Here is a 19,107-nt window from a genome sequence, read left to right on the forward strand (position 1 = left end):
ATTAAGGACAAAGGACTAATGACAATTTGAAATTGGGAATTAATTTTATGGTTGGCTCAATTAGTAGTAGAACGAGTAGTCGCTACTTTCGGTATGAAGTAGTAGGTCTGCGCCAAAGCGAAGAAACTGAAAAAACCAACTATCCCATTCGTTCTAGTGCCACTGTGTTTTTCACAGTACCTGAGAACCGGATGAATCAAGAAATGCAGCGGATTACTCGCTTGGGTGGCAAAATAGTCAGCATTCAGCCATTAAACGCTGAAGCTCAAACAAATAGCGAACAAAGCGATCCTCCTTCTTCATAATGAATTCCAGTCCGCAGAAAATTGAAGATTTATCACCAACAGGTGACAATGCCGACGGTGAATCTTTAACAGTAGAGCAAGCGATCGCTAATCTTGAGAGTACAGATTTAGGTCTGCGGTTTTATGCTGCCTGGTGGTTAGGCAGGTTTCGCATAGGTGAAGCAGCTGCGGTTACAGGATTGATCAAAGCGTTAGAGGATGAAGCAGATAGGACACCAGAAGGCGGATATCCTCTGCGACGGAACGCAGCTCGGGCCTTAGGGAAACTTGGCGATCGCCAGGCAGTATCACCTTTAATTAGGTGTTTAGACTGCTCAGATTTTTATGTACGGGAAGCAGCGGCGCAATCTTTAGAGATGCTGGGCGATCCGGTTTGTATTTCTGCCCTGATCGAGCTATTAAAAGTTGGCTTGCAGGGAGAGCAGCTCATATCAAAGCAGCCTGATTTATCTCAACCCTACGAGGCCATTTTAGAAGCCTTGGGAGCCTTGAGGGCGACCGAGTACATCCCTTTAGTAAAGCCATACTTAGAGCACCCAATCGAATTGGTGCAATATGCTGCCGCACGAGCCATGTATCAATTAACCCAAGAACCAGTTTATGGAGAACGGTTAGTAAAAGCTTTGGCGGGAGAGAAATTGCAATTGCGTCGAGCAGTTTTAGCAGATTTGGGAGCGATTGGCTATCTACCCGCAGCAGATGCGATCGCCGAGACTCTTGCTGAAAATAGCCTGAAGCTAATTTCTCTTAAAGCATTACTAGAACATCAAGTTAACCATACAGCAACAAGCACTTTGTCAGCAGGTGCAATTAAAGTGATGAATTTGATGGACTCGCTGTTGTAGTCCTAAGTTCTAGATAATGAGTTTTCATTGATACGTTTAAACAAAATGCTTACTACACGTAAACCCCCAACCCAACCACAAAATCAGGGCTAGGGGGTTTATGTATGATATCAACTACGCAGAACTTAAGCTACAATTGGCTGACCACTAATGACTCATGAAAAATTATTATGAATAACAGTGACCTTGCCCAAATATTGATCCGTGCTGTGCAAGAAGCAGACTCCTCGGATCGCTTATTAGACGCAGTTCAAGAGTTAGCAGCAGCTGGTATAGAGGAATCTGTTCCCACTCTGATTGCTGCTTTGGGCTACAACAATCCAGGGGCGGCAGTGGCGGCAGTAGATGGGCTGATTGCGATCGGAGAAGCCGCAGTACCGTCACTATTGGAACTAATTGATGACTATAACTACAGTGCTAGAGCCTGGGCTATTCGTGCCTTAGCGGGAATTGGCGATGTCCGAGCGCTAGATACCTTGTTAGAGGCAGCAAAAACTGATTTTTCCTTAAGTGTGCGACGAGCGGCTGCTAGGGGATTAGGCACTTTGCGCTGGCATCAAGTACCGCCTGAGAAACTAGAATCTATTCAGACTCAGGTATTAGAGGCACTATTACTAATTTCTCAAGATCCAGAGTGGATAGTGCGCTATGCAGTAGTGACGAGTTTAGAAACACTAGCCATTGCCATAGCAGTCACTTTACCCGATCAAGCATCACGGATTACAAATCAACTTCAGCAAATGCTTGATACAGATGTTGATCTGGGAGTTCGTACCCGTGTCAAGTTTGCACAGGAAAAAATTCAGCAGCAGCAAGATCAAGAAGTGTTTGCACCTAGAAGAAAGCTACAAGAGACTGAAATTGAAGTGCCTCATCGTGGTGGTGGCAGACGTTAAGCAATTCCAAATTTATAACGGAATACAAGTTTGTCGTAGGGGTGCATCGCTGTGCGCCCCTAGCGGGTGTTGCATCTAAATAAAAATCACTGTAAAACTAACCAGACAATAAAAACTGAATTTCTCCCTGGATATTGCCACGGGCAGATGGTTCGGCGAACTCCAACATTAAAGGCGTAAAGTAGATACGCGATCGCTGTAAAAATCTTTCTAAAACCTGCTGACGACCTGTGATATAATCTGCCTTTGCCACCCAGCCATATTCCTGACGAATGGCATGGGCATATTCTCCATACTCCACTTGGTTAGTAGCCAAAATCGCTAAATCTGCATCAAGTAGGACTTGGCTATCATAGTCATCCACCGCAGCTTGGTGGTCTTTAGTATTTAGAATGAGACGGGTGACAGTAGTTATAGTACTTTCTGGAATACCCAAATTACTCAGCAATTTAAAAGCATAGTCTGCGCTTCGTTCTTCATTATTTTGAGCTTGAGTGTCATAAACTACATCGTGAAACCAGGCAGCAAGTTGAACAGCAGCTAGGTTGTTGGTGTAGCCTTGCAAAATCTCAATTGTGCTGAGGACGCGATCAATGTGTTTCAGTGTATGGTAGTAGCGACCAGAGGTAGAGTAAGCTGCAACCAAGTCATGAAAGGCTTTCTCAGCCGCTACCTGGTCAACTCCAAAGGGTTGGAGTGTGTGTTGCCAGTTAGAAAATAAAATATCCATAAAGTTTTCTGTAGGCATAGAGGCAGTATACCCATTCTTAGTATTGGAAAAAACAAGTACATCCTGTTAAAACAGCAGTAGAAGACTTCAGGTAGAACCTCATCTTCAAACTTTGCTAGGAGAAAGAGGGGAAACATTTTCCTCCTGTTGCTTGTTTCGATAGCTTTCTTGTCGATTCCCTTAACTAAAAATTGTCCAGCACAAACTGGCGTTGGCTATTTCACACCGTGTTCAAATATCCTCCAGGCAAAAACTGAACCATCCACTGAACCATCCTACGTTCTAGATATGGTGACAGCTAAATGAAAGCGTCAAAATAGAAGACACAGGCTTTGTACAAAAAGCCTTGCCTTGATTAACGGAGTTTATTATCAGTGGTATTACAAGTACAAACAAGCACCTACGAAGCTAAAACCCAAGAAATTGCTAAACAACTTCTAGCAGCAACGCAGGAAAATCGTTCGTTTTTTTCTTCCCTGCGGGATCAAATGCGGTGGGACGATAAATTACTAGCTTGGGCGATGAGTAATCCTGGGTTGCGAGTGCAACTATTTCGCTTTATAGATACGCTACCTGCTTTGCACAGTAAATCAGAAATTGCCTCACATTTACAAGAATATCTAGGAGATGAATCTGTAGAATTGCCGGCAGCTTTGAAGGGAATGCTAAACTTTGCTAACCCCGATTCTATGCCAGGACAAGTTGCTGCTACAACTGTTGGTACAGCAGTTGAGACTCTTGCCCATAAATATATTTCTGGGGAAAATATTAAACAAGTCATCAAAACAGTTGAACGACTGCGAAAAGAGAAAATGGCTTTCACCATCGACTTACTTGGTGAAGCGGTAATTACCGAAGCCGAAGCGCAGTCTTATCTAGAACGCTATCTAGAACTAATGCAACAATTGGTGGAAGCATCGAAGAATTGGTCAGCTATCCCGGCTATTGATGAGGCTGATGGCGAACCAATACCAAAAGTTCAGGTTTCTGTTAAGTTAACAGCGTTTTATTCCCAATTTGACCCTCTAGATGCTAAAGGTAGTGAGGAGCGAGTTAGCGATCGCATTCGTATTCTCCTACGTCGTGCTAAAGAATTAGGCGCAGCTGTCCATTTTGATATGGAACAGTATGCCTACAAAGACATAACTTTCAGCATCTTGAAAAAGCTCTTACTAGAAGAAGAGTTTCGGCAACGCACAGATGTTGGGATGACAATTCAAGCATATCTGCGTGATAGTGAGCAAGATACCAAAGACCTAATTTCTTGGTTGAAAGAACGTGGTTATCCCCTGACAATTCGCTTGGTGAAAGGCGCTTATTGGGATCAGGAAACTATCAAAGCAGCCCAAAAGCATTGGCCACAGCCAGTTTACAACGACAAAGCGGCAACTGATGCTAACTTTGAAACCATCACTCAGTTATTGCTAGAAAATCATCAATATGTGTATTCTGCCATTGGTAGCCATAATGTGCGATCGCACTCTCGCGCCATTGCCATAGCTGAAAGTTTAAATGTCCCCCGCCGTCGCTTTGAATTGCAAGTCCTCTACGGTATGGGTGATAAAGTTGCCAAGGCATTGGTTGACAAGGGTTATCGGGTGAGAGTTTACTGTCCTTACGGTGAATTATTACCTGGAATGGCGTATTTAATTCGGCGGTTGTTGGAAAATACGGCTAATAGTTCTTTTCTCCGGCAAAATCTCGAAAATCGTCCGATTGAGGAATTATTAGCGCCGCCGATTGTCAAAGAGGAGAAGAACTCTGCAACTCCTAACGTACAGACGCGATTAATGAGCCAGCGCGTTGCGGGGGTTCCCCCCGTTGTAGCGACTGGCGTCCCGTCTCTCCAAACTCCTCACTCTCATTTCTCTGGTGCGGCTGATACCGATTATGCTGAGGAAGAGACGAGAAGAAAATCTGCTCAAGCTTTCCAAAGTGTTCGCCAACAGTTGGGTAAAACTTATTTGCCACTGATTAATGGGGAATATGTCAATACACCGGAATTTGTTGATTCTCTCAATCCTTCTAATTTCAGTGAGGTAGTTGGTAAAGTTGGGTTGATTAGCGTTGAACAAGCAGAACAGGCGATGCAAGCTGCCAAAGCGGCGTTTCCTGGGTGGAAGAAAACCCCAGCTAAACAACGCGCTGATATTTTGCGGAAAGCGGGTGATTTGATGGAACTCCGCCGCGCTGAACTTTCAGCTTGGATAGTTTTGGAAGTTGGGAAACCAGTTAAGGAAGCTGATGGAGAGGTTTCCGAAGCGATAGACTTCTGTCGGTACTACGCTGACGAGATAGAACGGTTAGATAAAGGTGTTAGTTATGACATTCCTGGTGAAACTAATCATTATATCTATCAGCCACGAGGCATTGCTGTAGTAATTTCTCCCTGGAATTTCCCGCTAGCGATCGCTTGTGGAATGACGGTTGCAGCTTTGGTTTCAGGCAATTGCACTCTCCTCAAACCTGCGGAAACATCTTCTGTGATTGCAGCGAAACTCACAGAAATTTTGGTAGATGCTGGGTTTCCCAAAGGTGTATTTCAATACGTACCTGGTAAGGGTTCGCAAGTCGGCGCTTATTTGGTAAATCATCCAGATACTCATGTAATTGCTTTTACAGGTTCTCAGGAAGTCGGCTGTAGAATCTACGCAGAGGCGGCAATCTTAAAACCCGGACAAAAGCACATGAAACGGGTGATTGCTGAAATGGGCGGCAAGAATGCCATTATCGTGGATGAAAGTGCTGATTTAGATCAAGCAGTTGTGGGGGTAGTGCAGTCGGCGTTTGGTTACAGCGGCCAAAAATGTTCTGCCGCCTCCAGGGTGATTGTGCTGCAACCGATTTATGATACCTTTGTGGAGCGGTTGGCACAAGCGACAAAATCCTTGAACATTGGGGAAGCAGAGTTACCGAGTACACAAGTTGGGCCGGTGATTGATGCTAATGCCCGCGATCGCATCCGCGAGTATATTGAGAAGGGTAAGGCAGAAGCAGAGGTAGCCTTGGAATTACCCGCACCCGAACAAGGATATTTTATCGGCCCTGTCATCTTTAGTGAAGTATCGCCAAATGCGGTAATTTCCCAACAAGAAATTTTTGGCCCTGTGCTGGCGGTAATTCGGGTGAAAGATTTCCAGGAAGCTTTAGCAGTCGCCAATGGAACTAACTACGCTTTGACTGGAGGACTTTACTCTAGAACACCTTCGCACATTCAGCAGGCGCAGACAGAATTTGAAGTCGGGAATTTGTATATCAACCGCAATATTACAGGAGCGATCGTTGGACGCCAACCCTTTGGTGGATTCAAACTTTCTGGAGTAGGTTCTAAAGCAGGCGGCCCTGATTACCTCCTGCAATTCCTCGAACCACGGGCGGTGACAGAAAATATTCAGCGCCAAGGTTTTGCACCAATTGAAGGTGCAGATTAGACTAATCTGAATTCGACGGCTCATATAGTGTCCGTCTAAAACACCTCTCCCTGATTTTACTAAGTAAAAACATCCCTCTCTAACTCGGAGAGGGATGTTTAGTTCAAGGCAGGGACAGGTTCGTCGAACTCACGTCAAACTACAATAGATAGGAAGCATAGAGAGAGTTTAATGAGTAATTTAGTTATAAAAATTGCTGAATTACCTGAAGAATTTACCGCAATTAAAGCAATTAGAAAATCAGTTTTTCAAGATGAACAAGGGGTAGATCCCGCTTTAGAATTTGATGGCAAAGATGAAATATCCGATCATCTAATTGCTGTAAATGTACAAGCTGTGGCTACTGCCAGAATTAGATATTTAGATGATAAAACTGCCAAAGTAGAAAGGCTTGCTGTTTTATCTACAGTTAGAGGGAAGGGTATTGGTAAGAAAATTATGGAAAATGCCCTACAGGTGATAGCTAACAAAAATATTTCAGAAGTAGTGATTCACGCCCAAGAATATGTAAAAGATTTATACAAAAAATTGCATTTTGTAGAAGAAGGAGAAATATTTGAAGAAGGCAGTATTCCCCATGTGACAATGAGGAAAAAGTTCTCACAGTCAAAGTAAAAATATACTATATATTTTTTCACTAATTGTTCATGAAAAAAAGGTACTGTTATGAACAACTAACTCAAATATCGCATCAATATTGACTCTAGCTGGATTATCCGAATTGGCTTGATCAGATAGTCATTAACATTAACTGGCAGCTTGGTAATTTCCTCTTCTAAAGGTTCGCTAAAGGTCATCATTACAATCGGCAAATCTTCCCAATAAGGCTCTTGTCTAAGGATATTCAGCAAATTCAATATCCGATCATCCCTGATTAACTGGAAATCGAAAAAAACTAAATCCGGTTGGAGGTTTTGCACCTGTTTTAAAAAGTCGTTCCCATTATCTATCCACTTGACTTGGTAGCCAATTGTGTGGAGATAATCTTGCAACACTGTGGCAGTATTTTCCTGTTCTTCCACAAGCAAAATGGTTTTATTGCTGTGGATGACTGGGGAAGAGGAGAACAAGGAGGACAAGGTAAAATTTCCTCCCTCCTCTGTATCATCTATCTCATCTGTATCATCTCCCCAATCTCCTGAATGCACTGGATTTGGTAGAAACAGAGTGAACTGACTACCTTCTCCCAAAGTAGATGTCACGGTAACATCTCCACCATGCAAACGCGCTAATTTGCGTGTTAAAGCTAAACCCAAACCAGTACCTTCGTACTGCCGATTTAACCGACTGTCAAGCTGTTTAAACGGTTCAAATAGAAATTGAAACTGATTTGAGTCTATACCAATTCCAGTATCTGAAACTGTAAACGTTATCCCTTGCGGTACTTTTTTGACTACCAGCGATACCTGACCGGCTGGGGTGAATTTAATGGCATTGGTGAGTAGGTTGAGTAGCATTTGCTTGATGCGCCGTTCATCAGCAATACAAATATTCGCTTCTAGGTCAATTTGATATGTGAGTTGTAATCCCTTTTCTAAGGCGCGATCGCGCACTGTCCAGATGGCATAATTACATAAATCTGACACTGGCAAAGGTGAGAGTAACAGTTCCTCTTTGCCTGCTTCTACCTTAGATAAGTCAAGGATATCGTTAATCAGTGCCAGCAGATGTTCGCCACTACTATATATACAACTTACATATTCGTTCTGCTTTTCATTGAGAGATCCAACTATTTCTTGTTGCAGCAACTGCGACAAACCCATAATCGCATTTAGAGGCGTCCGCAACTCATGGCTCATAGTTGCTAAAAATTCACTTTTTGCCCGACTGGCAGCTTCTGCTGCTTCTTGAGAGGCACGTAGTTTCAATTCTGTTTGCTTGCGTTCAGTAATATCCTCAATCATCGCTAGAAAAAACTCAGGTTCACCATTGCTGCCTGGTATAACAGAAACAGAGATATGAGTCCAAACTAAGCTACCATTTTGATGCAGGCAGCGTCTTTCCATCTCAATACGATGTCTTTCGACAAGCTGTTTCTGATGTTTGGAGGGTTGTAAACCGGCCCTCGAAGTTCTCTTTAAGTCTGTGCGAATTCCTGACATCAGTTGTTTGTAAAGTTTTAAATCTCCCCTTTCTATGAGAATGTAATCTGCAAAGCGCTTGCCGTATAACTCTTCTCGGCTGTATCCTAAAATCTCGCACAGTGCCAGATTAGTATCGACTATCTGCGCTTTCATATTTATAAGTCCAATGCCGATAGAAGAACGCTCAAAAATCGCCCGAAATTGCGCTTCACTCTGTCGCAGTGCTTCCTGTACGATGTTTCGCTCGTTCGCTTCTATAGCCAGTGTCACGAAATCTGCAATCGAGCCAGCAAAAGTCTCTTCTTCCAAAGTCCATTGGCGATTTTCGCCTATGTGTTCGTGACACACTACGCCTACCAAACGACCCTCTAGCCAAATCGGTGCATCCAGCAAGGATGTGATGCCCAAAACTGAAAGATAAGACTCGAATAATTCTTGAGTTCTGGTATCGTTTCTGGCATCATGCGCGGCAATGCTACGTTCCTCTTCTAAAGCCTGGAAATAAGCAGGAAAATTTGTTTTTAAAAGCGAGTTACCAAAGGTATGCTCCTTAGTCCTCACATCATACAAATCAATGCATTCAATTTTTGAATGTTCTTCATTATATAACCATACGCCAACTCGCTCTACTAAGAGCGTCCGAGCAGCAGTTTCTGTGATTTCCCTCAACACCGCATTGAGATTACCTTGCTGAAATGTCTTGCTTCTTGCCAGTTGCACCAGCGTCTGGCTTTGTTTTCGCCGACTATCTTCTCTGATTTGTAAAGCCTCTTGGGCCTGGTTGTGCTCTGTAATATCTCTAGCTGACACCACCTGCATTAGTTGACCTCAAGAAGAAATAACTTTGCCTTGCACTTCTACGAAAAAAGTAGAACTGTCTTTGTATAACTACAGTTACTTGATATGGTTTTTCCTAACCGGAAAGGATAATTTTTATAATCAAATCTTAGTAATTCTGGATAATGAGTTCTAACCTAGATTTTGCACATCACTTCCGTTACTTCATGCCAATGTTTTTTTCCAGGGTATAATTAACATTTAAAAGAATTCTACTATCAAGTAATTCTACGTTAAAGTAAAGATCCTGTTAATTAGTATAATATTTTGAATTTAGGTCTGGGACTGGGAAAAAGTTTCCTTAATCTTTAACCCTTAATTCTTAATCTTTAATCCCCAGTCTCCAATCCCCAGTTAAATTTATTGCTAAGTGCTGAGTACCAAAACGCCCTTGATTCTCCTAGAGAAAGATGCCTAAAGACTTAAATTTTGCAAGAATTAAGTAAATGGCAGCTTTTGTGGAGGTGGAGCGATGACGGATAGTAATGTGAGAATTGTTTCCTTGATTCCCGGTGGAACAGAAATTTTAGCGACACTAGGGTTAGTTGATGCTATTGTGGGGCGATCGCACGAATGCGATTACCCTCCAGAAATCCACAATCGCCCTATTTGTACCCAAGCACGCTTAAATTCCAATGCCTCTAGCAGCCAAATTAACGATGAAGTGAACAATTTATTGCAATCTGCTCTTAGTATTTATCAAATCAAAACAAATGTTTTAGAGCAGTTGCAGCCTACCCATATTCTCACTCAAGACCAGTGTGATGTTTGTGCTGTCAGCTTACACGAAGTTGAAAAGGCTGTTGCCACACTTATTGACAGCAAACCCGAGATTATTTCTCTACAACCCAATATTCTCCAGGATATGTGGGCTGACATTGAGCGAGTCGGCAACACCTTTGGCGTAGACTCGGTAAAAGTCATAGAAAATTTAGAAGCTCGCGTCAAAATTTGTCAGCAAAGAATCCAAGGACTTTCTTTAAATGAACTGCCTACTGTCGCCTGTATCGAGTGGACTGATCCTTTGATGGTTGCTGCTAATTGGATTCCTGAATTAGTTAACTTAGCGGGAGGACAGTCTCTATTTTGTGTTACAGGTCAGCCTTCTCCTATCTTGCCGTGGGAAACGCTATTAACAACTAATCCAGATGTAATTGTTTTTATGCCTTGTGGCTTTGATTTAAATCGCACTCGCCAAGAAGCCAATTTGTTAACTCAACGTTCAGAGTGGGAAAAACTGCACGCAACCAAAGCTGGTAGGGTCTACATCACTGATGGCAATTCTTATTTCAATCGTCCAGGGCCTCGACTGGTAGATTCTCTAGAAATTTTGGCAGAAATCTTGCATCCAGAAATTTTTCAATACGGCTACAAAGGAACTGGTTGGGAACCTTTGTAATACCTGGTTTCAATCCAGGTGATTTGGTTATGGCGTTTGTTCAGAATCTGCTGATGGTTCATTGTTAAATAACAGCAGGCGTGCAGCGAGGATGGCAAATCCCACAGCAGCGATCGCTTTTAACACGCGTGTAGGTAATAATTCTGCTACTGCACCCCCTGCTAACGATCCCAATAGGCTTGTCAACAGCAATGCGCCTGCTGCACCGAAAAATACTGCACGCGGAGAATTACAACGCCCTGAAAGTGCGATCGCCGCTAGCTGACTTTTGTCACCCAATTCTGATAAAAAAACTGTAATAAAGCTCAGTCCTAAAAGATGCCAATCCATATTATTTATGGGTAAGTGGGGAATGAGGAGTGGGAGAGATTAATGACCAATGACCAATGACTAATGACTAATGACCAATAAATACATCCCAAAATAGCATTAGGGAAATCATCAATAACATCACACCTGCTGATTTTTCTACAGTTTTAGGGCTGAGTCTGCTAGCTATCCAACTGCCTAAAAGTACACCTAATAAACTCGTGGTTATGAGTGCCGCCGCAGATCCGATAAATACCACCCACGGCGAATGTGATTCTGCACTCATTAACAGAGTGGATAGCTGAGTTTTATCTCCAATTTCTGCTAGAAAAATGGTTACAAAAGTTGTACCAAAAACTACTAGTGCTGATTGCTGCTTTTGAGGACTATCGGCAACTCCAGGCTGAACTGGCTCAACGATCGCAGGCGTTAAGTTAAAATCAGTACTGTCTTTCAGTTCTAGCTCAATCTCAGTCTCAGATATGCCAGAAATGTCCAAAGGAGCAGAGTCAAGTTTCACAGGCAGTAGTTTTGTTGCTAGGTTGCTTTCATATTTCTATCATATTCTCAGATTATTGTAATAAATTGCAACTACACAGACTAAAACTAGTATTGGGAGTGTCACAGCCCCACAGCTTTATTGAAGCGTAGTATTTCCAGACTGCGATCGCCATACACTCCCTCTATTTGCTGGCGACAACAGTCAATAGCAAAATCGTTGACTTCTTCAGGTTCAACCCCATACATATCTTGAAAAACCTCTGATTCCACGCGGCAGAAACGAGGACGATCTGAGTAGATGCGACATTCGCGCGTGGTATGGTCGAAATTAACGCACCATCCGCCTTCGCCTACCATGCTGAGGTAGAGTTCTAGTTCTGGTGGAGAGAGATACTCATCCAAATCTGGACGATCTGCTGGATCGAGATTACAGCAGGCTCCACATTGCTTTACACATTGCCAAGTTGCCATTTTGAATAAGGGATTGGGGATTGGGGAGCAGGGAGCAGGGAGCAGGGAGCAGGGAGAATAAATTAATAATCAATGCCCAATGCCCCATTTTAGTATTTTACGTTTTTATGTCTTTTCTTATAATTTTGTTAAGTAAATTAAATCTAACAGGCCATAGCCAGATATGATCGATTTCGGGTTTTCTAATTAAGTTATTGAATTTTTTAAGACTATTGGGAGGAGAAAAGGAAAAATGTTTGACTCTTTGTTTAACGCTTTTACCAGTATCAATTGGGAAGTTATTTTCCAATTGCTGTCCGTGGCGCTAATTGTGATTGCTGGGCCAGTGGTAATCTTTTTGCTGGCATTTCGCAACGGTAACCTATAAGAGTGCTGAGTGCTGACTAAGGAGTTAACAGTTAAGAGTTAAGAGTGAGAAGTTAATTAAGAATTCATAACTCATAACTCATAACTCAGCACTCAGTACTGATAACGCCTGAAGGGCAGCTTGAATAATACAGTCATACTGTGGCCGAGAGATATCAACTTCTTTGGCGTTTTGACGATTAGTGCCCAGTAAACCGATTATATGTCCTGGCTGCATGGCTAAGACTTTGCCTTCAGAATTTTTGATTCTTAATTCTGCTTCAATACCGTTTTTATAGAAACCACAAGTATACTGTCGCTGGTTGTATTCAAAAGTGGTGCTTGACGGGGTAGGTGGCGAAACAAAAAATTGTTGAAGCTGAATTGGCAGTCTGACTCCTATTAGCTCTAGCTCGATAGTGGTATTACCGTTAAAATAATTTTCTCGCAGTTTGTAGGCTACATCCACTCGCGGCGGTAAGCGGAAGTAGTCACCCCAACGCCAAGCGATCGCTTTAATTCTGTACTCTTGATTATCGATAGTTTGGGCAATTGTCAGTTTAATATGACCCTTACCAACAATTTTTTGCTCAACCACTTGGACACTAGGTGTCCAGAAAACTGGATCGGGGTTATCCATACCACAGGGGTGTAGAGCATTAAGCTGTTGGTAAAGCTGCTGATTGATATGATCGAGGTTGACTTCGGCATCAATTTTGAGCAGAGGCTTGAGATGCTGGGGTTCAAGACACTGGTTAGCAAACTCAATCAAACGCGATCGCAACACCTGTAAATTCTCTGCTGGTAGAGAGAATCCCCCGGCGGCTTTGTGTCCGCCAAATTTTCCTAGTAAATCGTGACAATATTCTAAAGCTTCAAACACATGAAACTCTGGAATTGAACGTGCAGAACCACGTATATGTCTCTCATCTTCATAAGTCCCGATGAACACGGGAACACCGTAGCGTTCCACCAGGCGGGAGGCGACAATCCCAATAACGCCATGATGCCAATTGGGTTGAACAACAATTAATACACGGTCTTTTTGTAGAGATGTAACAAATTCTGCCTCCACATAAGCGATCGCTTCTTGTTCAATTTGCTGACACATCTCTTGGCGAGAAGCGTTGATTTGTTCGCACTGCATTGCTCTTTCCAGCGCCACCCCCATATCATCTGTAGTCAGCAATTCAATCACAGTCTGGGGATTACCAATTCGACCGATAGCATTAATTCGCGGCCCCAAGCGAAACCCGATATCTTCAGGCTTTAGAGATTTTGGATTTTGAATTTTGGATTTTGGACTTGTACTGAGCGAAGTCGTTGGCGTAGCCTCTCGTAGAGAAGTATTAGGAATTTTCTCCTCTGCTCCCCTGCTCCCCTGCTCCCCTGCTCCCCTGCTCCCCTGCTCCCCTGCTCCCTCATCTCCCCTCGCCTGCACACCACCTACTTGAATTAACGCCTGTATCCCAGCTAAGTTAGATTTGGGTAAATGCTGTAAACCACGTTTCACCCAGCGGCGATTTACCCCAGTTAAGGGAGCTAAATCTGCGATCGTTCCCAGTGTAAACAGTGCTAACATCGGTTTAATTAAGCCCTTAGTTTCCCCTAGCTGTTGTGCTAGAGACACTGCCAAAATGTATGCTACACCAACACCAGCAACACCTCGATAGGGTGAGGATTCTGCTATTAGTTTAGGGTTGAGGATCGCATTAGCTGGGGGTAATTTTTGAGGAATATCATGATGGTCGGTGATAATAACTACAAGGCCAAGTTCTCTAGCTCTAGCAACTGGTTCAAACGCAGAGATGCCATTATCGACAGTGAGAATTAGTCCTACACCTTCGCTGTGAAATTCTTCAACTATGCGTTTATTAATACCGTAGCCTTCATGCATTCGGCTGGGAATAGCATAATCTACTTGTGCACCTAAAGTGCGGAGACTACGTAAAAGTAGAGCAGTGCTGGTCATTCCATCAGCATCGTAATCACCACAAATAGCAATTTTTGTTTGAGAAGCGATCGCATTTTGCAACAACTCCAAACTAATCGCCAAATCTGGGAAATCTTCCAACGGCGAAGGCAAAACTAAAGACTCTGGATCTAAAAATGCTTGCGCCTGTTCTGGTGTTTCCATACCCCGATTAATCAACAACTGGCTGACAATGGGTGAAAGATTTGTCAAAGCTGCCAAATTTTGGGCAAATTCTGGTTTTTGTGGATAAATTTGCCAGCGCTGATTGGGTAAGCGCCTGCGAGGCTTTGATAATTCAGGTACAGGTCGGTCTAGCACAATACAAGTTAGGAGTTAGGAGTAGAGACGCGATTAATCGCGTCTGTTATGAGTGTTGAATTCAAAGTTGTTTCTTAACTCATAACTAATAACATTATTTGCTATCTAAAACACGTTTATTCTACCATCATCCATGATGTACAAAGAGCGATCGCCAGGAGAGCGCCAAGTCGGACGGAGTTCCAGTCGCAATGTGCCAAAGTTAGGTTTCGAGACAATTGCTTGTAGTGATAAACCCGTTTCGCTCCAAAATATCAGAGATGTATTTGGCTCCGTACCCTCTATTTCTTCTAAACTCAATTTCTGCCCTGGACTCAGGGATATTGCATCAGTCCCAGAGGGTTTTTGGATTTTTATCAGGTTGGGTGTGCTATTTACGACTTCAACCCGGATATGTTGCCCAGGTGTAAACTGAATTGGGTGCGACCCACACTTAGAGGCACAAGTTCGAGCTAAGGTAGCACTGGGATTATTGATTGATGCAACTAAAACGGTAGCTGCAACTAAAGCAAATGACAGAGGCTTAAACATAATACACAGTATAAGTACTAAACTGAAATTTTACTTTAATTAAGTACTGTCAAGCCTCAGCATATTTTCCAGAATTACAGAACTGTTAATGGGCAAGTTGCAGAGATAAAGAAAATCTGGCGTTGCTGAATAAGGGGATGATTAAGGCTGACGCACAGACACGGTCATTATTTTCTATGTAAATTTCAAAATCATCCCACAATTATGCAACGCCGAAAATCTTTTAGTGTTGGTAAAACTTGTCTAAGATAAACCTGTTCTCACCCAAAATAGTAAAAGGCAAGTATTAAAGAATTAGCTATAGGATGGCAAAACCCGCAGATGTCAGCACCAAAAAGTTAATTAGTCTTGCACCCGATAACTGGGTGAAATGGGTAACACAGATTTCCGATATTGTGGTTGGAGAAATTCTCAATTCAGAATTTCAGTGGATTAGCAGAGAAAGTGATGTTTTAATTCGTGTTGAAAGTAAACAGTACGGTGAATTTTTGGTTCTCAACGAATTACAATTGCGTCCTTCATCAGAAATGCCGCGACGGATGCGTGCGTATACAGCCCTGGCGGAAGAGAAATATAAGTTACCAACTTACCCAGTATTAATTAATATTTTGAAAATTGGTGATGAGGAAATACCTAATAGATTTGCATCAAATATTGCTGGTTTACAAGCACGTCAAGATTATCGTGTGATTAATTTGTGGGAGGTTGATGTAAAAATTGTCTTTGAGCAACCATTACCCTCGTTGCTGCCGTTTGTACCGATTCTTCAAGGCGGGGAGAACGAGTCTACAATTAGAGAAGCACTGCGAATTTTGCGTGCTGATGAACAGTTAAATCAACTGGAGACGGTACTGCCCTTTTTTGCTACGTTTGTGCTAGAGAGTACGTTAGTTCAGGAGATTATGAGGTGGGATATGGCTGTGTTACGTGAGTCGCCTTGGTATCAAGAAATTGAACAGCGTGGTATACGCATCGGTGAAGAACGCGGACGGCGAGAGGAAATTTTATCTAACATTGAAATGAGTTTAGAGGTGAAATTTGGCAGCGATGGTTTAGAATTAATATCGCAAATAGACCAAATTTCTGATTTAGAGCCTTTGAAAGAAATTTTACGTAACATTGTTGTGGCAAATACAATCGAAGAATTGCAGGATATTTTGTAATCAAAGTTAGGTAAAACTCAGATATAAATTGTAAAGAATTAGCAGACTGCAAAAGTTGGGTGATTTGTTTCCAGGTATAAATTCCAGTAGACAGAAGGATTTTTTAAGGGGACATTGAGTTGACTAGATTTAGAGGAAAGGGAAAGGTTTTGATAATAGTCGTTCATAACTGAACTTGGCTTTTACCTTTCCCCTTCTGCTGTGATGCCTCTTTAACCGAAGCGTCCACTGATATAATCCTCGGCTTCTTTGGTTTGAGGTGAACTGAACATTTGCGCGGTAGGATTAAACTCAACTAATTTGCCACGACGTTTGCCATGCTCATCAATTTCTGTATTGAAGAAAGCGGTGAAATCTGCCACTCTAGAAGCTTGCTGCATATTGTGAGTCACCATGATGATGGTGTATTGCTCCTTGAGTTCTAAGCAGAGTTCTTCTACTTGGCGGCTAGAAATTGGGTCGAGAGCAGAACATGGTTCATCCATTAATAATACATCTGGCTTCATTGCGATCGCACGGGCAATACAAAGCCGTTGCTGTTGTCCGCCAGATAATGCAGTTCCCTTCTCTTTGAGTTTGTCTTTGACTTCATCCCAGATAGCAGCGCGTCTGAGGGAATCTTCCACCAATTCATCGATGTTACCTTTATAACCGTTAGCACGCGGCCCAAAGGAAATATTTTCGTATATGGACTTGGGGAAAGGATTCGGTCTTTGAAAAACCATTCCGACTTGACGGCGTAATTTTACAGAATTTATCTTCGGATCGTAAATGTTGCGACCGCGGTAATTCAGTCTACCCTCTACCTTCGCTCCAGGGATTAAATCATTCATGCGGTTGAAGCAACGCAGTAAGGTGCTTTTACCACATCCTGAAGGCCCAATAAAAGCAACAATTTGTTTATCAGGAATCTTTAGATAAACATCTAAAAGTGCCAAAAATCCCCCATAGTAGACCTTCACACCTTCAACATTAAAGACGCCATTATCTTGGTCGATTGTGGCACTATCTGATTTACTTCTACTATTGCTATAAGTCATGAAAGCGTATCTCCTAATATCTGTGAATGTATCCAATTAGATATTTAATTACCTAACGTACTGAGAAGCGTTGTCTGATATAAATTGCTACTCCATTTAAAACTAAAATCAAGAGTAACAACGCAATAATTGTTGCTGCGGCTGCATCAGCAAAACCTGGTTCAGGACGAGTGATGTAACTGTAAATTTGAATGGGTAATGCCATAAATCTCTGGAACAAACCAGGGTCAAAGGTGAGAAAACCCACAGCACCAACAACAATTAGAGATGCTGCATCACCAATAGCACGGGATACAGAGATAATTACCCCAGTCAAAATACCGGGAATAGCATAAGGTAAAACGTGACTGCTGATAGTTTGCCATTTGGTGACACCTAAGCCGTAAGAAGCATTTCTCAGAGAATCTGGTACAGCGCGAATTGCTTCTCTAGCTGTCACAATAATTACTGGTAAAGACAACAAAGATAAAGTCAATGCACCAGAAATCAAAGCGGGGCCAAACCCAAGCAGATAGTTGAAAACTCCTAAACCCAGCAATCCATAAACAATAGAAGGTACACCCGCCAGATTACTGATATTAATCTCAATAATCGCTGTCCACCAAGCTTTAGGTGCATACTCTTCTAGATATAAAGCTGCTCCAACGCCAATGGGTACAGTAACCAAAATTACAACAGTTCCTAAAAGAACGCTGCTGATAATTGCAGGACGAATACCACCTTGGTCAGGAAAACGAGAAGGAGTATCCGTAAGAAAGCCGGGTGATAAAAATCTGCCTAATCCGTCTCGAAAAATATCAAAAAGTAGCAATGCTAGGATAAATAAACCAATCAGTAATCCTAACAAAAAAAGTACTTCAAATACTTTCCCTAATGTCTCTCTACTTTCAACATTATCGGTAAATTCTGCCGTAGAATTTAAAGAATCATCTTGTTGATAACTTGTAACCATACCTATTACTCGTATTTTTCTTTAAAGCGATTAGCAACCCAGTAACTAACAATATTCAAAGCTAGGGTAAGTAGAAATAAAACAGCGCCCACAGCATATAATGTCTGGAAATTGAGACTACCACGCGGACTATCTCCCCCAGAAATTTGTGCCATGTAAGCTGTCATCGTTTCTACTGATTCCGCAAAGTTAATAGTTAGTTTGGGCTGCTGTCCGGCGGCGATAAGAACAGTCATTGTTTCACCCACAGCGCGAGAAATGCCCAATATAATCGAGGCGATGATTCCAGAAAGCGCGGCTGGGAGAACTACTTTAAAAATGGTTTCTAGTTTAGTGATACCTAAAGCATAAGATCCTTCTCGCAAGGAGCGTGGAACCGCTCGAATAGCATCTAAGCTGATAGAACCAACAGTAGGAGTAATCATTACCCCCATCATTAACCCTGCACTCAAGGCGTTGAATATTTCCACAGGGATAAAATTCCGTAGCAACGGTGTGACAAACAACAGCGCAAAGTAACCATATACTACTGTTGGTATTCCTGCCAAAAGTTCTACTGCTGGACGTAAAATTGCTGCTACTTTGGGTTCAGCATACTCACTCAAATAAATGGCAGAAGATAAACCCAAAGGAATAGCAACTGCCATTGCAATAGCTGTAGTTAAAAAAGTGCCATTAATTAAGGGCCAAATGCCAAAATGTCTATCTGCAAATAGAGGTGTCCATTTAGTATCAAGAAAGAATTGGGCAAAGGAAACTTCTTGGAAAAAACCAAATGCCTCCTGAAAGATAATTACGACAATACCAAAAGTAGTCAAAACCGAAACTAAAGCACAAGCAAATAAAATTACGGCAACAATCTTTTCAGAAATATCTTCAGATGGATTTTTATCCAGTGACTGTCTAGATAGTAGATAAGGATCATCTTGAGAATTGAGGTTTTGCATAAACAATTAAGTTTTAACTACACTCAGA

19 protein-coding genes are annotated in these 19,107 nt (G+C 42.3%); 9 read left to right on the forward strand and 10 right to left on the reverse strand.

The features are described 5' to 3' along the window. Window positions 1–32: 32 nt before the first annotated feature. The 3 genes from RM347_RS14935 to RM347_RS14945 all read left to right on the forward strand — a co-directional run bounded on the left by RM347_RS14935 (window position 33) and on the right by RM347_RS14945 (window position 2,046). On the forward strand, window positions 33–305 hold the full coding sequence (locus tag RM347_RS14935) for a phycobilisome linker polypeptide (protein WP_428850557.1): 273 nt from the start codon (window positions 33–35) through the stop codon (window positions 303–305). Further along, window positions 305–1,150 (forward strand): HEAT repeat domain-containing protein, encoded by an 846-nt coding sequence (locus RM347_RS14940; RefSeq protein WP_322716704.1) that lies wholly within the window; start codon window positions 305–307, stop codon window positions 1,148–1,150. The genes RM347_RS14935 and RM347_RS14940 overlap by 1 nt, the downstream gene beginning before the upstream one ends. Before the next feature lie 170 nt (window positions 1,151–1,320). After that, window positions 1,321–2,046 (forward strand): HEAT repeat domain-containing protein, encoded by a 726-nt coding sequence (locus RM347_RS14945; RefSeq protein ID WP_322716703.1) that lies wholly within the window; start codon window positions 1,321–1,323, stop codon window positions 2,044–2,046. Between the two features lie 97 nt (window positions 2,047–2,143). Here RM347_RS14945 and RM347_RS14950 read toward each other — a convergent pair whose 3' ends face one another. Beyond that, window positions 2,144–2,794: an HD domain-containing protein gene (locus RM347_RS14950; protein WP_322716702.1), complete on the reverse strand. Its 651-nt coding sequence runs from the start codon at window positions 2,792–2,794 to the stop codon at window positions 2,144–2,146. A gap of 129 nt (window positions 2,795–2,923) precedes the next feature. Here RM347_RS14950 and RM347_RS14955 point away from each other — a divergent pair, with 129 nt between their 5' ends. The 3 genes from RM347_RS14955 to RM347_RS14965 all read left to right on the forward strand — a co-directional run bounded on the left by RM347_RS14955 (window position 2,924) and on the right by RM347_RS14965 (window position 6,822). After that, window positions 2,924–3,082, forward strand: a complete 159-nt coding sequence (locus RM347_RS14955; protein ID WP_322716701.1) for a hypothetical protein — start codon at window positions 2,924–2,926, stop codon at window positions 3,080–3,082. 68 nt (window positions 3,083–3,150) lie between these two features. Further along, complete coding sequence (gene pruA / locus RM347_RS14960) at window positions 3,151–6,207, forward strand: L-glutamate gamma-semialdehyde dehydrogenase (protein WP_322716700.1); 3,057 nt, start codon at window positions 3,151–3,153, stop codon at window positions 6,205–6,207. 171 nt (window positions 6,208–6,378) lie between these two features. Continuing rightward, window positions 6,379–6,822 carry a GNAT family N-acetyltransferase gene (locus tag RM347_RS14965; RefSeq protein WP_322716699.1) on the forward strand — a complete coding sequence of 148 codons (444 nt, stop codon included), beginning with the start codon at window positions 6,379–6,381 and terminating at the stop codon, window positions 6,820–6,822. Window positions 6,823–6,881: 59 nt separating this feature from the next. On the opposite strand, the gene RM347_RS14970 is transcribed toward RM347_RS14965, so the two are convergent. Beyond that, entirely contained in the window at window positions 6,882–9,110 is a 2,229-nt protein-coding gene (locus RM347_RS14970) for a hybrid sensor histidine kinase/response regulator (RefSeq protein WP_322716698.1), read from the reverse strand. 490 nt (window positions 9,111–9,600) lie between these two features. On the opposite strand from RM347_RS14970, the gene RM347_RS14975 reads away from it, so the two are divergent. Then, window positions 9,601–10,527: a cobalamin-binding protein gene (locus tag RM347_RS14975; protein WP_322716697.1), complete on the forward strand. Its 927-nt coding sequence runs from the start codon at window positions 9,601–9,603 to the stop codon at window positions 10,525–10,527. 27 nt (window positions 10,528–10,554) lie between these two features. On the opposite strand, the gene RM347_RS14980 is transcribed toward RM347_RS14975, so the two are convergent. The 3 genes from RM347_RS14980 to RM347_RS14990 all read right to left on the reverse strand — a co-directional run bounded on the left by RM347_RS14980 (window position 10,555) and on the right by RM347_RS14990 (window position 11,808). Then, window positions 10,555–10,857 (reverse strand): TMEM165/GDT1 family protein, encoded by a 303-nt coding sequence (locus tag RM347_RS14980; RefSeq protein WP_181928888.1) that lies wholly within the window; start codon window positions 10,855–10,857, stop codon window positions 10,555–10,557. A gap of 67 nt (window positions 10,858–10,924) precedes the next feature. Then, entirely contained in the window at window positions 10,925–11,356 is a 432-nt protein-coding gene (locus RM347_RS14985) for a TMEM165/GDT1 family protein (protein WP_322716696.1), read from the reverse strand. A gap of 101 nt (window positions 11,357–11,457) precedes the next feature. Beyond that, complete coding sequence (locus RM347_RS14990; protein ID WP_322716695.1) at window positions 11,458–11,808, reverse strand: YkgJ family cysteine cluster protein; 351 nt, start codon at window positions 11,806–11,808, stop codon at window positions 11,458–11,460. A gap of 232 nt (window positions 11,809–12,040) precedes the next feature. Here RM347_RS14990 and psb30 point away from each other — a divergent pair, with 232 nt between their 5' ends. Further along, complete coding sequence (psb30, locus tag RM347_RS14995) at window positions 12,041–12,175, forward strand: photosystem II reaction center protein Ycf12/Psb30 (protein WP_199784655.1); 135 nt, start codon at window positions 12,041–12,043, stop codon at window positions 12,173–12,175. A gap of 78 nt (window positions 12,176–12,253) precedes the next feature. Here the strand turns inward: psb30 and RM347_RS15000 are convergent, their stop codons facing one another. Further along, the gene (locus RM347_RS15000) at window positions 12,254–14,446 is read right to left on the reverse strand and encodes a single-stranded-DNA-specific exonuclease RecJ (protein ID WP_322716694.1); all 2,193 of its coding nucleotides are present in this window, start codon (window positions 14,444–14,446) and stop codon (window positions 12,254–12,256) included. Between the two features lie 105 nt (window positions 14,447–14,551). Beyond that, on the reverse strand, window positions 14,552–14,977 hold the full coding sequence (locus RM347_RS15005; protein WP_322716693.1) for a hypothetical protein: 426 nt from the start codon (window positions 14,975–14,977) through the stop codon (window positions 14,552–14,554). A 305-nt stretch (window positions 14,978–15,282) separates the two neighbouring features. Between RM347_RS15005 and RM347_RS15010 the strand changes: the two genes are divergently transcribed. Continuing rightward, window positions 15,283–16,140, forward strand: coding sequence for an Rpn family recombination-promoting nuclease/putative transposase (locus tag RM347_RS15010; protein ID WP_322716692.1), 858 nt, complete (start codon window positions 15,283–15,285; stop codon window positions 16,138–16,140). Between the two features lie 212 nt (window positions 16,141–16,352). On the opposite strand, the gene pstB is transcribed toward RM347_RS15010, so the two are convergent. Genes pstB through pstC form a run of 3 tightly spaced genes read right to left on the reverse strand, consistent with a single transcriptional unit; the run spans window position 16,353 to window position 19,079 of the window. Continuing rightward, window positions 16,353–17,180, reverse strand: a complete 828-nt coding sequence (gene pstB / locus RM347_RS15015) for a phosphate ABC transporter ATP-binding protein PstB (RefSeq protein ID WP_322716691.1) — start codon at window positions 17,178–17,180, stop codon at window positions 16,353–16,355. Between the two features lie 52 nt (window positions 17,181–17,232). Continuing rightward, entirely contained in the window at window positions 17,233–18,132 is a 900-nt protein-coding gene (gene pstA / locus RM347_RS15020) for a phosphate ABC transporter permease PstA (protein WP_322716690.1), read from the reverse strand. Window positions 18,133–18,137: 5 nt separating this feature from the next. Further along, window positions 18,138–19,079, reverse strand: coding sequence for a phosphate ABC transporter permease subunit PstC (gene pstC, locus RM347_RS15025; RefSeq protein WP_322716689.1), 942 nt, complete (start codon window positions 19,077–19,079; stop codon window positions 18,138–18,140). Window positions 19,080–19,107 lie beyond the last annotated feature (28 nt).

Origin of the sequence: Nostoc sp. ChiQUE02, from assembly GCF_034531305.2 — a bacterium.
Classification (GTDB): domain Bacteria; phylum Cyanobacteriota; class Cyanobacteriia; order Cyanobacteriales; family Nostocaceae; genus Nostoc.

Bases quoted from the DNA above. Each gene is read 5' to 3' on its own strand.
- pstC (WP_322716689.1), bottom strand. From the start codon at position 19,079: ATGCAAAACCTCAATTCTCAAGATGATCCTTATCTACTATCTAGACAG.
- psb30 (WP_199784655.1), top strand. From the start codon at position 12,041: ATGTTTGACTCTTTGTTTAACGCTTTTACCAGTATCAATTGGGAAGTT.
- RM347_RS14975 (WP_322716697.1), top strand. From the start codon at position 9,601: ATGACGGATAGTAATGTGAGAATTGTTTCCTTGATTCCCGGTGGAACA.
- RM347_RS15010 (WP_322716692.1), top strand. From the start codon at position 15,283: ATGGCAAAACCCGCAGATGTCAGCACCAAAAAGTTAATTAGTCTTGCA.
- pstB (WP_322716691.1), bottom strand. From the start codon at position 17,180: ATGACTTATAGCAATAGTAGAAGTAAATCAGATAGTGCCACAATCGAC.
- pstA (WP_322716690.1), bottom strand. From the start codon at position 18,132: ATGGTTACAAGTTATCAACAAGATGATTCTTTAAATTCTACGGCAGAA.
- RM347_RS14950 (WP_322716702.1), bottom strand. From the start codon at position 2,794: ATGCCTACAGAAAACTTTATGGATATTTTATTTTCTAACTGGCAACAC.
- RM347_RS14945 (WP_322716703.1), top strand. From the start codon at position 1,321: ATGAATAACAGTGACCTTGCCCAAATATTGATCCGTGCTGTGCAAGAA.
- RM347_RS14940 (WP_322716704.1), top strand. From the start codon at position 305: ATGAATTCCAGTCCGCAGAAAATTGAAGATTTATCACCAACAGGTGAC.
- RM347_RS15005 (WP_322716693.1), bottom strand. From the start codon at position 14,977: ATGTTTAAGCCTCTGTCATTTGCTTTAGTTGCAGCTACCGTTTTAGTT.
- RM347_RS14990 (WP_322716695.1), bottom strand. From the start codon at position 11,808: ATGGCAACTTGGCAATGTGTAAAGCAATGTGGAGCCTGCTGTAATCTC.
- RM347_RS14965 (WP_322716699.1), top strand. From the start codon at position 6,379: ATGAGTAATTTAGTTATAAAAATTGCTGAATTACCTGAAGAATTTACC.
- RM347_RS14970 (WP_322716698.1), bottom strand. From the start codon at position 9,110: ATGCAGGTGGTGTCAGCTAGAGATATTACAGAGCACAACCAGGCCCAA.
- RM347_RS14980 (WP_181928888.1), bottom strand. From the start codon at position 10,857: ATGGATTGGCATCTTTTAGGACTGAGCTTTATTACAGTTTTTTTATCA.